At 37.3% G+C, this 12,348-nt stretch carries 14 protein-coding genes; 6 read left to right on the forward strand and 8 right to left on the reverse strand.

Annotated elements, in window-relative coordinates:
* Window positions 1-139: 139 nt before the first annotated feature.
* Window positions 140-508, reverse strand: coding sequence for a nucleotide pyrophosphohydrolase (locus tag I3259_RS14585; protein ID WP_238030282.1), 369 nt, complete (start codon window positions 506-508; stop codon window positions 140-142).
* A gap of 81 nt (window positions 509-589) precedes the next feature.
* Window positions 590-1,498, reverse strand: a complete 909-nt coding sequence (gene rarD / locus I3259_RS14590; RefSeq protein ID WP_238030283.1) for an EamA family transporter RarD — start codon at window positions 1,496-1,498, stop codon at window positions 590-592.
* A 274-nt stretch (window positions 1,499-1,772) separates the two neighbouring features.
* Here rarD and I3259_RS14595 point away from each other — a divergent pair, with 274 nt between their 5' ends.
* A complete protein-coding gene (locus tag I3259_RS14595; protein WP_006644976.1) occupies window positions 1,773-2,126 on the forward strand; it encodes a DUF2750 domain-containing protein in 354 nt (117 codons plus the stop codon).
* 68 nt (window positions 2,127-2,194) lie between these two features.
* Here the strand turns inward: I3259_RS14595 and I3259_RS14600 are convergent, their stop codons facing one another.
* Both I3259_RS14600 and I3259_RS14605 read right to left on the reverse strand, forming a co-directional pair.
* On the reverse strand, window positions 2,195-2,959 hold the full coding sequence (locus I3259_RS14600) for a 1-acylglycerol-3-phosphate O-acyltransferase (RefSeq protein WP_238030284.1): 765 nt from the start codon (window positions 2,957-2,959) through the stop codon (window positions 2,195-2,197).
* Between the two features lie 407 nt (window positions 2,960-3,366).
* Window positions 3,367-3,843, reverse strand: a complete 477-nt coding sequence (locus I3259_RS14605; protein WP_238030285.1) for a GNAT family N-acetyltransferase — start codon at window positions 3,841-3,843, stop codon at window positions 3,367-3,369.
* Window positions 3,844-4,072: 229 nt separating this feature from the next.
* On the opposite strand from I3259_RS14605, the gene I3259_RS14610 reads away from it, so the two are divergent.
* Window positions 4,073-4,579 (forward strand): NlpC/P60 family protein, encoded by a 507-nt coding sequence (locus I3259_RS14610; RefSeq protein ID WP_238030325.1) that lies wholly within the window; start codon window positions 4,073-4,075, stop codon window positions 4,577-4,579.
* Between the two features lie 49 nt (window positions 4,580-4,628).
* Here the strand turns inward: I3259_RS14610 and I3259_RS14615 are convergent, their stop codons facing one another.
* From I3259_RS14615 to I3259_RS14625, 3 genes are all read right to left on the reverse strand, one after another.
* On the reverse strand, window positions 4,629-5,153 hold the full coding sequence (locus I3259_RS14615) for a protein disulfide oxidoreductase (RefSeq protein ID WP_238030286.1): 525 nt from the start codon (window positions 5,151-5,153) through the stop codon (window positions 4,629-4,631).
* 5 nt (window positions 5,154-5,158) lie between these two features.
* A complete protein-coding gene (locus I3259_RS14620) occupies window positions 5,159-7,264 on the reverse strand; it encodes a protein-disulfide reductase DsbD domain-containing protein (RefSeq protein ID WP_238030287.1) in 2,106 nt (701 codons plus the stop codon).
* 210 nt (window positions 7,265-7,474) lie between these two features.
* Window positions 7,475-8,017 carry a hypothetical protein gene (locus tag I3259_RS14625; RefSeq protein ID WP_238030288.1) on the reverse strand — a complete coding sequence of 181 codons (543 nt, stop codon included), beginning with the start codon at window positions 8,015-8,017 and terminating at the stop codon, window positions 7,475-7,477.
* A 75-nt stretch (window positions 8,018-8,092) separates the two neighbouring features.
* Here I3259_RS14625 and I3259_RS14630 point away from each other — a divergent pair, with 75 nt between their 5' ends.
* Window positions 8,093-8,572 carry a glutathione peroxidase gene (locus I3259_RS14630; protein ID WP_238030289.1) on the forward strand — a complete coding sequence of 160 codons (480 nt, stop codon included), beginning with the start codon at window positions 8,093-8,095 and terminating at the stop codon, window positions 8,570-8,572.
* A gap of 2 nt (window positions 8,573-8,574) precedes the next feature.
* Here I3259_RS14630 and I3259_RS14635 read toward each other — a convergent pair whose 3' ends face one another.
* Window positions 8,575-9,501, reverse strand: a complete 927-nt coding sequence (locus I3259_RS14635; protein WP_238030290.1) for a CHAD domain-containing protein — start codon at window positions 9,499-9,501, stop codon at window positions 8,575-8,577.
* A 223-nt stretch (window positions 9,502-9,724) separates the two neighbouring features.
* On the opposite strand from I3259_RS14635, the gene hppD reads away from it, so the two are divergent.
* The 3 genes from hppD to rimK all read left to right on the forward strand — a co-directional run bounded on the left by hppD (window position 9,725) and on the right by rimK (window position 12,326).
* Window positions 9,725-10,795, forward strand: coding sequence for a 4-hydroxyphenylpyruvate dioxygenase (gene hppD / locus I3259_RS14640; protein ID WP_238030291.1), 1,071 nt, complete (start codon window positions 9,725-9,727; stop codon window positions 10,793-10,795).
* A 161-nt stretch (window positions 10,796-10,956) separates the two neighbouring features.
* Window positions 10,957-11,418, forward strand: a complete 462-nt coding sequence (locus I3259_RS14645) for an ATP-dependent zinc protease (RefSeq protein ID WP_238030292.1) — start codon at window positions 10,957-10,959, stop codon at window positions 11,416-11,418.
* 5 nt (window positions 11,419-11,423) lie between these two features.
* Window positions 11,424-12,326 carry a 30S ribosomal protein S6--L-glutamate ligase gene (rimK, locus tag I3259_RS14650; RefSeq protein WP_238030293.1) on the forward strand — a complete coding sequence of 301 codons (903 nt, stop codon included), beginning with the start codon at window positions 11,424-11,426 and terminating at the stop codon, window positions 12,324-12,326.
* Window positions 12,327-12,348 lie beyond the last annotated feature (22 nt).

Below are 12,348 nucleotides of genomic sequence, written 5' to 3' on the forward strand. Positions count from 1 at the left end.
CGGACAAAAGAAAGGACCGAACGTTTCCACGTTCAGTCCTCTTTGTGCCATCCAAGTACCCGTTTAGGTACAAACGATGATGCTTATCCGAACGGCATTAGGCTATAATCGCCAGCTTTTTTGATTTTACTTATCGCAGTTATAGCTCATTATATTTTTTCGCTGATCCATAACACTTATCTATTGGGTATTTGTCAGCATTTTTGATTATCTTTCTCTGGCAAGCTTCTAAAATATCTACGTCGCATTTATCCGCTAATCGAACCAGATACATCATCACATCCGCAATTTCTTCTTCTAATTGTCGCTTTTTTTCTACTGAAAGGTGTTGGCTTTGCTCTGGTGTTAACCATTGGAATATCTCGGTTAACTCTCCCACTTCGCCGCTTAATGCCATTACCAAGTTTTTAGGGCTATGGAATTGATCCCAATTGCGCTGTATTGAAAATTGGCGGAGTTGTTCTTGTAGTTGGTGTAGCTCAGATTTTGTAGATGGGTTTGATGGCATGATAAAATGTTCTTAGTGAGCAATAATTGAAGGATAAACAAAAACACCGTACAACGCACGGTGTTTGCATTTAAATAACGATTAATGAGGCAGTGCGACTTTACGTTTTTTATGAAATAAGTTGGGTAATAATGCTTCAAGAGTGCAAAAGATCAAACCGGCCCAAATAAGGCTAAAACTGATCGCCTTAGTATGATCAAACACTTCACCAAACAAGAATACAGCTAATAAGAACTGTAATGTTGGCTCAATATATTGCATTAACCCAACCATCGTTAAGCTTGTGCGATTCAGTGCTAAAGCGAAGAAAATTAAAGGAGCTACAGTGACAGGTGCCGATCCTACATATAATAGAAATGTAGTAGTACCTGATGTCAATGACACACTATCGCCCGAGAAGTATAGCCACAGCATATAAATTACAGCAAAAGGAGTAAGGATTGCTGCTTCAATAGTAACTGAGGTTAATGCGTCATATTTTATATATTTTTTTGTTAATCCATAGATAGCAAAAAAACTTCCCATAAGAAGGGATAACCAAGGTAATTCACCGTATTGCCAAACTTGATAAGCAATGCCTAATATTGCTAGAACGACAGCGATAACTTGTGCTTTAGTGAGCTTTTCACTTAAGAAAAACATGCCTAAGGCAATGGCAAATAATGGGTTAATAAAATAACCGAGGCTAGCGGCAAGTACTTCGCCATGGGTGATCGCCCAGGTAAAAGCATACCAAGAAACACTCATGATACAACCCGCAACACCACACATTAAAAATGATTTCTTATCTGATAATAGCACTTTAATGTTAGGTAAAGGGCGTTTAAGTAGTTGCATGACGAGCAACATAACAGGCACTGAAAAAATAAGTCTTAGTGCGAGTAATTCATTAGTATTTGCTTGCGGTAAGAACTGATAATACAGAGGAAGAATTCCCCAAAGTACAAAAGAAAAAGCCGCCAGCATATTTCCAGCACGACGAGATTGCATTGATAGACCTAACAGTAAAGTGTAAATATTCGATGTAGTGTGTTAGCAAGATTTTGCTATATCGTGTGGAACAGAATGAACCTAGACGATAATCTCGACATTCTGTCACTGGGCGAGTATATGTCAATATTATTTTATCTTTTTACAGTATAAAAATATAAACAATATTTAATCACTGTTTATTCTGTTTTTTGTTAAACTTCATGGGTTAGAGTGCTGTGGTGATATAAGCTATGGTTGCTTGCCATTTAGGTTTACAACTGAGAGAAAATAGATGACTAAATTAACGTCAGATATCCAAGCTAACAAATTAATGTTTGTTGAAGAAACACAAAATACACGTATTGTTTGGAGCCTTCGTAATGAAGAAGGTGATTGGCTATCTGTTGCTTCATCTGAGTTTGAAGATTCGGAAGTAATGCCATTCTGGTCAAATGAAGAAGATGCGAAAGCGCAATGTGCTGATGAGTGGGCTGAGTTCCAACCAAGTGAATTGCCATTAGATATTTTCTTAGAAGATTGGATGATCACACTTGCTGAAGACGGTGTTCTTGTTGGCTTGAACTGGAATGAAAGTCTTGAAGGTGTTGAAGTTGAGCCTAGCGATGTTGCTAAGCTTTACATCTAAGCTTTACATCTAAGCTTTAGATTGTTGATAAAAATCACACCCAATGACTTTCATTGGGTGTGATTATTTTAGGCTTTATTTTCTTTTGATGTTTCTTCACTCGTTAAATAAGAGTTTTGCGCTAATTCATTATCAAGTTGGGTGATCTTTGCAGCCATAAGTTGATGACATTTTTCTGCCAGTTTCCTTGCATCAGTAGACTTAAATGCTTGAGTGTCAATTGGAGCTAGCATTTCAGCGATGACAGTACCGTTATCAAGCCTATTTAAATTAATCTTATTATGTGTCGTACTGATCACGACAGGAATAATAGGTACCCCTGACTCAATTGCCATTCTAAAAGCGCCTGTCTTAAAAGGTAGTAATCCACGTCCTTTGCTTCGAGTTCCTTCAGGGTAAACCCATACAGATAAATTTCTTTGATGGATAGCATCAGCAACTTGCTGAATGGTATTACGTGCTTTGGCTTTATTTTCACGATCTATCAAGATATTGCCAGTGACCCAATATAGTTGCCCAAAGAAAGGGATCCACAATAAGCTCTTTTTTCCTAATGAAACGGTATTCGGCTGTAACATACCAGGGGTAGTAACAAAGTCATAAACACTTTGGTGATTTGAAATATAGACGGCATTAGCAATATTAGTGCTGTTATGAAGCCCGCGTTGTTCAACACGAACACCTGTGATTTTTTGCAATTGGTTAAACCAACGACAGAATGTGTAGACATGTTTAGGTGCACGCGGTCGGTTAACAAGACAGTAAAGTAATGCACAACAGGTTGTTATTATAATGAAAAAGATTGCGATAATAATTCTAAAAAAAGCCAGCACGTATACTCCTTATGCTGTTTAAGTCATGTTGCCTAACGGCATGTGCATACATTACCTAAATAGTAATTGATGCGGTAGTGTCTTTTTACAAAAATATAACATTTTATAGTGAGCTATCACTGTTTATAAAAATATAACATTTTATAGTGAGCTATCACTGTTTATAAAAATATACAGTATCTGGTCAGATGATTTACTGCTTGTTAATAGAATTGACAATTACATTTTCAGGTCTGATGTGAAGATAATCGCATATGTATTTATAGATAAGTAAATGACTGGATCTTCAAAAGGATAAAAGTAAGAATTATATATAGATAATCAATACGTTATAGGCGTAGCTATTATCTCTTCTGTTGTATAGATTTTTGAGCTTACTTAACAGTAAGCTTTTTTTTTGTTTATTTTTATAATAATTTGACCATATTATAACGTTCGAATTGGATATCGGTGCGAATTACGATTTCAGTATCTATCAATTCAAAACCTAACTTTTCAAATAGTGGTTGCGATAGCTTACTGGCTGTAACGCTCAATGTTGTTTGATGAGTGATATATGCTAACTGTTCTAGGTGTTTGTAAATAGTACTTGCTACGCCTAAACGGTGATATTGAGGCTTAACATAGAGTAGTGAAACATAACTTTGAGGATTAAGTTGACCGAATCCAATCACTGTCCCTTTATTATTTAGCGCCATAATCACATTGCCTTGCATCAATAATTCAGCAAATTCCTCTGGGTATTTGCGGGGGTAATCAGCCCATAATTTAATTTGCTGCTGATTATAATAAGCGGGAGCAAGCTTTGTTATCGCGTCATAATAAAGCTGAGACAATTCTTGTTGATAATGTTGTTTATAATTGCACAGTGTTATTGATGTCATATTGTTGAGTATATACATTCAGTGTTTTGTATCTAACTTTAAAATATTACAATTACTATTGTTGGAAATATGTCAAATTTATCGTGATAGTGTGCACTTCGTCCCTATTATTGATATTATTTTAGGCCATAATCAATAAAATTATTATCAAGTAATGAGTACAGGGTAAATTTTGAAGAACGGATTTAAATATAATAAATACGCATTAGTTGCATTGGCGCTTGTGTCAATGATTGGGTGTTCTTCGACTGACTCTGTAAATGATAAAACATCAAACAATAAACCTACTGAAACAACGACAGTAGGTAAAGAAATTGCATTTAGCAATGATATGTTGAAAGAAGGCTTAAAGAAGAACGCTTCTGTAGATACAGGTATGTTTGATGGTATTTACCATTCATGGAAAGGAACACCTTATCGCCTTGGTGGAACAACCAAGAAGGGGATTGATTGTTCGGCGTTTGTGCAAGTTGGTTACTCTAGCGTTTACCAAATGATGTTACCGCGCACAACATTACAATTGGTTAAAAAGGGGCGTAAAGTTTCTCGCAATAGTGCAAAAGAAGGGGATTTAGTCTTTTTCCGTACAGGACGAAATACACGTCATGTTGGGATATACTTAGGCAACTCTGAATTTATGCACGCATCACAATCAAAAGGTGTGATGATTTCACGTTTAGATAACCCTTATTGGAAGCGACACTTTTGGCAAATTAGACGCATGCCAAAATCATAATCATACTTGAATATTAAAAAGCCCAGCTAAATTTAGCTGGGCTTTTTATTTATAAGTACTTTGCTGCCACTGTTCTTGCTAATAAACCTATAGGAGTAGTAACACCTGTCGTGGAATTAAATACTTTTCCATTTTTAACAATAAGAATAGTCGGTGTGACACTTATCCCTAATTGTTGGCTGATATGACCATTTTGATCATTAATGACAGGGAAGCGATATTCTTTACTATTCATGTATGCTTGCAACAAACGATCATCGCCAGAACGAATAGCGATACTAAATACTTTTATATTCAGATCACTTTGATATTGCTGTAGCCAATTGATTGATGGACTTACAAATCGGCAACTTGGACACCATGTTGCCCATAAATAAAGAATAACGGGTTGTTGATAACTACTGGTTAGCCAATCAACATCATGCTGGTTAATTGTTTTTTCTACCGAATGGTGAGCAACCGAAACCGTGAGATCTTTATTTCTCCATATATCAACAGCAATACTTACCACCGTCACTATTATAGCTATGATCAGTATATTTTTAAGCCATCCTTGAGCAAATCTCCCTGCCATTTATGTTATTCCTTACTTGCTTTTTTAATTGCGTTAAGTACTTCGTCACTTGTTAAAATTACAGGTAATGGAATCCCCTGTGGAGCATTAGGACCATATACAATATTAAATGGCACACCAAAGCGTCCATGAGATTGCAGGAAGCCTGTCACGTAGTCTGATGGTTTCGTCCAATCACCGCGCATTAACTCGATGTTATCTGCAGATAAGGCCGAATATACGGGCTCTTGCAATAACACACCGACTTTATTGGCTTTACAAGTGATACACCATTCAGCTGTCACATCAACAAAGACTGTTTTTCCTTCAGCGACTTGTTTTGCAATGTTATCAACGTTTAGTGTTTCCCAGTGGTGGTCATCGGCTAGCGGCTTTGCCCAATGGTTTGAGGTTAAGCTACCTACGATAAGGCTACCAGCAACACCCAGAAGAAGAACTGCAGTTGTGATGATAACGGCTTTGCGTCCTTTCTTACGACCTAATTGCCATAAGATAACGAGCATAATGAGTAGACCAATAATCCAAACAACAGTTGCACTAAAGAAGCTAGTCATTAAGCTTAATAGCCAAATACTGGTGGCAAGCATCATCAAACCAAACAGCGTTTTAACACGATCCATCCATAAACCAGGTTTTGGTAATGCGTTTGCCAATTGTGGGAAGAGAGCAATGAGCAACCATGGTGCAGCCATACCTATCGCTAATGCGGTGAAAATGGCAAAGAGTGTCACATAACTAGCACCTAATGCGAATGCGACAGCTGTGCCTAAGAATGGGGCGCTACATGGCGTTGCGAGCAGGGTAGCAAACATACCTTGAATAAAGTGACCAAGGTGTGAGTTATCGCCTTTGGTTGCCATCCAAGTATTGGTGTTACTTGATAGGCGAATTTCAAATAAACCTAGCATATTTGCGCCAAAAAGGGCGGTGATCGCAATCATAGCACCAATAAACCAAGGACTTTGGAATTGGATTCCCCAGCCGAGTGCTTGACCAGATAATTTCATTAATGCTAAAAAGCCAGCCAATAGCCAAAATGATGTAATAATTCCTGCGGCAGAAGCAATAAATTGAGTCCTAATTTGACGTTTTTCTAAGCCTTTTGCTGAAATGACGCTACTTAACTTCATTCCTAATACCGGTAATACACATGGCATGATGTTAAGAATTAAACCACCCAATAGTGCAATGCCAATAATTTCTAATAAGTTATTATTAGAACTCGGCACAACCACGGGGGTATCAGTTGCTGTTGCTGGGATCTCGACGGCGAGATCATTATCACCGATTGTGATTTGAAGTGGTTCGCCAACAAGCTTTGGTGTACCAAACCAGCTAGTTACAGGTAATACTGCATACAGAGTTTGATCTTTAATCGTAACATTAGGGGCTAAGAAAGAGGTGTCCTTAACCGCTTTATTAGGTCCATCAATCAACACATCAGGTTTTACCCAGCCCGCTTTATTAGTTGCAACAACTGTAATCGCTTTATTGTTCTTATCATAAGAGACGGTATCCAGTGTCACTGCTTGAGATGATTTAGGGACTTGGCTATAACCTTTGTTGTATAAAAACATTGCATCGGTAGATACGTTGAGTTTATCAGGATTAAAATCAAGGGCTAATTCATAATCGGTAAGCACACAAATACTGGTACAGGAAGACATGGTTAATTTACCTGCGAGAAACACAGGCTTATTCATGTCTTTTATATGAATTGAAAGTGGGAAAATAACATCATGTTTATAGCCAAGCGTTTCAACCCCAAGAAACTCATAACGTTTTGGCATTGGCCATTGCCAATCAACACTTTCTACATTACTAGACATATCCCAGTTTATAGATGGCGCTACACCACCTTCACCAGGCGATCGCCAATAGGTTTTCCAATCTTTATCAAGTTTAACTTCTAGCAGTCCTTGAACGGTATGGTTAGCAAGATCTTTTTCCCCCGTTAGCACTAATCTAACTTGTACAGGGGGATGCTGCGGGTTTGTTACCCATCCCGTTGAAATCTCAGTAGCCGCGAAGGTTTGACTGGAAAAAGTGATACTGAGTAATGCGCCGAGCATGGCACAGACGAAATAAGTATTGAGGTATAATTTTTTCAATCTAGAACTCCGTTTTAACAATGCACGTGTCATTGCAACGATAATGGGCATATAAGTTGTATATTATGATCTTTGTGATCATATAGAACGGTAAAATAACGAATCTATTTCATCAACTTAGAAAAAATATTCATATTATTAGGTGACAGTCTATTTACGTTTAAGTTCGCGTATTAGCACGATAAGCCATACCATCATTTTCTATTGTTACTACGATAGCTTCAACATGCGTTTTAGTTTTGTGAAAAGGCTTTGCTGAGTCGCATTTTTCCCTTGGTAGAATGCTTGCAGTAACCGTTGGCGAAGCTGTTCATTTTCTTTACTGTTATTCGGTTTTTTTGTCTCTTCATTTATATGAGTTAACAGCGTTTCAGCTTGTTCGTTGGCATAACTATAATCAATTCTATTGGCGCCTTGAACCAGCAACCATAATAGAGTGATAAGCATATATTCATCAGCATCTTGATTAAGAAATTTACTCGCGTGTTCAGTTCCCACGGTTGATTGAAATACCGATTGCATTTGATGGTAAGCTGTCTGTTGTTCTACCCAGCGAGAGGATGCAATTTGATATTGCTGCGTCATAAAGCCTAATAGTAAAGCTAACGGTTCTTTATCTTGACGCTGGCGACAAATATCATCAAACCGTGGTGTTGATTCATGAATAAAGGCATTGATAATATTTTGCTCTTTTTCTGATAAATCAAGTTGTTCAAGGCCAAGAGAAAAAAATAAGTGTTTGAGATCTGTCATGCTATTAACTTCGTACAAAAAGACGGTCACAGAATAACATGGACAATTAGCGAGTAATAATAAATAGGAATGAGAATGACAAAAATTTATGACTTCGATGTTAAAGCACTTTCAGGCGAAGTGGTTTCATTAAGTGATTATGAAGGGAAGGTGTTACTCGTTGTAAATACAGCTAGTGAGTGTGGCTTTACTCCTCAATATGAAGCATTACAGGTATTATATGAAAAATATCGTGATCAAGGGTTAGTGATACTTGGTTTTCCATGTAATCAGTTTGGTGGACAAGAGCCAGGAACTGAGAGTCAAATTAAGCAAGAGTGTTTAATTAACTACGGTGTAACCTTTCCGATGTTTAGCAAAGTAGCAGTTAAAGGACGAGATGCTGCTCCTGTGTTTTCTTATCTCGTGAAACAATTACCAGGCCTGTTAGGCAAAGATATCAAATGGAACTTCACAAAGTTTCTGATTTCAAAAGAGGGTGAGCCGATTAAACGCTATGCACCTACAACCAAACCATTTGCAATAGAAGATGATATTATTAAGTTATTATCGTGATACTAATGAGCAGTATTTTGATTATATTGGATAATTTCAACAATCAAGTGCTGCTTATTCTCTAAATGCTTTTGTTGTATTTTTTGAAGTAATAAGATAATCGCTTTCGCACGTCTCCCTGTTTTTTTATATTGCGCTAAATAGTGATGAAGGAAGTCAATTTGCACCGAGCTATCATTGAAATCACCTAATTTTTCTTGCAGAAACTTTAATGTTTTTATATTCAAACTAAGAGATAACTGCTCTGTTAATGGACGGTAATACTCCAAACCATAACGTAATTTTTTACATTTAATTCTTAAACGATGCAATTGCGTGTCAGACGTTTTTGAATCAATAGAGTGCATTAAGGTTATGATACTATTATCTATTCTTAGTAATAGTGGATTTATCATTTCTTGTGGTTCTTTAGATAAAGCTTCTTGGCGAGGTGAGAGTCGCTTTAACTGTAGACTAATGTGCTTACATTGTGCGTGATATTCCACACTTTTTAACCAGTGTTTATTTTTCTTATATGCTTTTTGGCGCTGATGCTGTAAGTCGTCAAAAAAACGTGCCAATCCTTGATGATGCTTATGCTCGATTAAATAAAAGTAATGTTCCATTTGCATAAGGTAAACATCGAGATCGCGCTGTAAATTAGTGGATTGCATTAATTGTTTGATTGATAAGTTACTTTCTTTTAGTTGTTTGGGCATGAACAGTGATTGATGAAGGCTCAATATAGCGCGTATACGACGCATCGTAACGCGGTATTGATGAAGAAATTCAGGATCATCATCTTTTATGATCCCTTTTGTATAGTTTTCACAAAAAGAGAAGTTCTGTAATACGTGAGAGCGAATAATTTTAGGTAATGGCAATGTAGAAATAATTGGATAAACATCGGACGTTTTTCGGGGAAGCTGAAAAGTGTCTCGTTTATGCATAATAGTGCCTAGTTAATAAAATTCACTTTAAACTCTAAATATAGAACAAGAGGAGGCTTATGCTTGAAACATAAGGTTTATTTGTTGCTGTAAATCTTATGGAAACAGTACGTTACAAGGTTGAAAAAATTAAAACAATAATGAAGAAAGATAAAACTGCCTGTTATTTTAAAGCGCTGCTAAAGCTTAAAGAGTGATCAATAAGTTTAATAGGAGTCGCTGTATGTCAAAGATATATAACCCATTAGGTACTGATGGTTTTGAATTTGTTGAATACACAGCCCCAACAGAGGCTGGGCTTATTAAGCTGAAAAAATTATTTGGACAAATGGGATTTGCAGAAGTAGCGAAACATAAACATAAAATGGTGTGGCTTTACCGTCAGGGAGACATTAATTTCATTATTAATGGTGAGTTTGCTTCGCAAGCCAATACTTTTGCGATGAAGCATGGTGCGAGTGTCAATGCGATGGCATTTCGGGTTAAAGATGTGAATAAGGCTTTAGCTTATGCTATCGAGCAAGGTGCAACGAGATGTGAAAATAAAGTTGGGTTTATGGAGCTCAATATTCCTGCAATTGAAGGTATTGGTGGGGCGTTATTATATTTTGTTGATCGTTATGGTGAACATGATATATACGACGTGGATTTTGAGTATTATCTCGATGCCCATCAGCGTTTAGCGGCAATAGATACAGGGTTATTAACGATTGATCATCTTACCCATAATGTTGCTATCGGAAATATGGATAAATGGTCTGATTTTTATGAAAAAATTGCAAATTTCAAACAGATTAAATATTTTGATATTAAAGGGAAACTAACTGGTTTAAAATCTCGCGCAATGACATCACCTTGTGGAAAAATCCGCATTCCCATCAATGAATCAAGTGATGAACATTCTCAAATTGCAGAATATTTAAAGCAATATAATGGAGAAGGTATTCAGCACATCGCTTTAAGTACTAATGACATTCTTTCATCGGTAGAAAAACTCCGTCAGTCAGGTGTGATCTTCATGGATACACCAGATACCTATTATGAGTTAGTAAATAAAAGAATTGACTGTCACGATGAAAATATCGCATTGTTACAGCGTGACAAAATACTGATTGATAGCGATGAACATGGTATTTTGTTGCAAATTTTCACGGGTACTGTGATTGGTCCTGTGTTTTTCGAAATTATTCAGCGTAAAGGCAATCAAGGGTTCGGTGAAGGTAATTTTCAGGCTTTGTTTGAATCTATTGAACTTGACCAAATACGTCGAGGTGTCCTGAACGCAAAAGCTTAGCTCAATGAGATAAGCAATTTGTGTCTCTTCTGATAGCTATAAATGAAACATTTTGTCAATGTAAAATTTATGACAGAGAGATAGTTAATGCTCTCTATACTGTAGTAGTATCGTTTCAAGGTATTGGATTTATTGCTACTACAGTATATTGGGCTGGAAATATGGTTAATAAAGATACAATAGTGAATAAAAATAATAAATTTCTTGTTGGGTGGCGTGAAGTCGCTGCATTACCTGATCTTGGTATCAATGGTATACATGTAAAAATTGATACTGGTGCGCGTAGTTCGTGCCTACATACATTCAAAATTGAAGAATTTACTCGTGACGGTGAAGATTGGGTTAAGTTTTGGATTCACCCAATACACAATAACACCGATGTAGAGCAAGTTTGTGAAGCCAAAGTGGCAGATAAACGAGTGGTTAGAAACTCTGGTGGTGATGAACAGCTGCGCTACTTTATCGTTTCTACGATTGATTTTAATGGTCAACAATGGCCAATCGAAATCTCGCTAACAAGCCGCGATAATATGGCTTTCCGTATGTTACTAGGTCGTACGGCGATGCATGAGCGCATTATTGTCGATCCAGAAGCATCTTATCTTATTAAAACTCAAGGCTAGTTGTCATGAAAATTGGAATTTTATCTCGTAACCGTTCACTTTACTCGACAGCTCGTCTTATTGAAGCCGCAGAGCAACGTGGTCATGAAATTAAAGTGATTGATGCACTTCGTTGCTACATGAACATTAACTCTGAAAAGCCACAGATCCACTTTAAAGGTGAAGATCTGGTGAACTTTGATGCCATTATTCCACGTATTGGCGCCTCAGTAACGTTTTACGGTACTGCTGTTTTGCGTCAGTTTGAAATGATGGGTGTGTATACCGTTAATGAATCAGTCGCTATCAGCCGTTCACGTGATAAGCTACGCTCAATGCAGTTACTGTCACGTAAGTGTATTGGTATGCCTGTGACAGGTTTTGCAAGTAAGCCTGATGACGTTAAAGATTTACTTGATATGGTTGGTGGTGCGCCAGTTGTTATTAAGCTATTAGAAGGCACACAAGGCATTGGTGTTGTTCTCGCTGAAACACGTAAAGCCGCTGAAAGTGTTATTGAAGCTTTCATGGGTCTTAAAGCGAATATCATGGTTCAAGAATACATTAAGGAAGCAGGCGGTGCAGATATCCGTTGTTTCGTTATTGGTGATAAAGTGATTGCAGCAATGAAACGTCAAGGTGCAGAAGGTGAGTTCCGCTCAAATCTACACCGTGGTGGTAGCGCAGCACTGGTTAAGATCACACCTGAAGAACGTAAAACAGCAGTTGCAGCTGCAAAAATTATGGGGTTAGGTGTTGCTGGTGTTGACCTGTTACGTTCAGAGCGTGGTCCACTTGTTATGGAAGTGAACTCTTCACCTGGCCTTGAAGGTATAGAGAAAGCGACAGGTAAAGATATTGCTGGCATGATCATTGAGTACATCGAAAAAAATGCAGTGAAAAAATCTTCACTTCGCAACAAAGGCTAATTGAAAAATTAAGCTTAAAAAA

It is taken from the genome of Photobacterium sp. Ph5 (assembly GCF_022129445.1).
In the GTDB taxonomy this organism is placed as follows: Bacteria; Pseudomonadota; Gammaproteobacteria; order Enterobacterales; family Vibrionaceae; genus Photobacterium.

Excerpts from the sequence above, each read along its gene's own strand:
- I3259_RS14585 (WP_238030282.1), bottom strand. The coding sequence starts at position 508 with ATGCCATCAAACCCATCTACAAAATCTGAGCTACACCAACTACAAGAA.
- rarD (WP_238030283.1), bottom strand. The coding sequence starts at position 1,498 with ATGCAATCTCGTCGTGCTGGAAATATGCTGGCGGCTTTTTCTTTTGTA.
- I3259_RS14595 (WP_006644976.1), top strand. The coding sequence starts at position 1,773 with ATGACTAAATTAACGTCAGATATCCAAGCTAACAAATTAATGTTTGTT.
- I3259_RS14605 (WP_238030285.1), bottom strand. The coding sequence starts at position 3,843 with ATGACATCAATAACACTGTGCAATTATAAACAACATTATCAACAAGAA.
- I3259_RS14610 (WP_238030325.1), top strand. The coding sequence starts at position 4,073 with ATGATTGGGTGTTCTTCGACTGACTCTGTAAATGATAAAACATCAAAC.
- I3259_RS14615 (WP_238030286.1), bottom strand. The coding sequence starts at position 5,153 with ATGGCAGGGAGATTTGCTCAAGGATGGCTTAAAAATATACTGATCATA.
- I3259_RS14625 (WP_238030288.1), bottom strand. The coding sequence starts at position 8,017 with ATGACAGATCTCAAACACTTATTTTTTTCTCTTGGCCTTGAACAACTT.
- I3259_RS14630 (WP_238030289.1), top strand. The coding sequence starts at position 8,093 with ATGACAAAAATTTATGACTTCGATGTTAAAGCACTTTCAGGCGAAGTG.
- I3259_RS14635 (WP_238030290.1), bottom strand. The coding sequence starts at position 9,501 with ATGCATAAACGAGACACTTTTCAGCTTCCCCGAAAAACGTCCGATGTT.
- hppD (WP_238030291.1), top strand. The coding sequence starts at position 9,725 with ATGTCAAAGATATATAACCCATTAGGTACTGATGGTTTTGAATTTGTT.
- I3259_RS14645 (WP_238030292.1), top strand. The coding sequence starts at position 10,957 with ATGGTTAATAAAGATACAATAGTGAATAAAAATAATAAATTTCTTGTT.
- rimK (WP_238030293.1), top strand. The coding sequence starts at position 11,424 with ATGAAAATTGGAATTTTATCTCGTAACCGTTCACTTTACTCGACAGCT.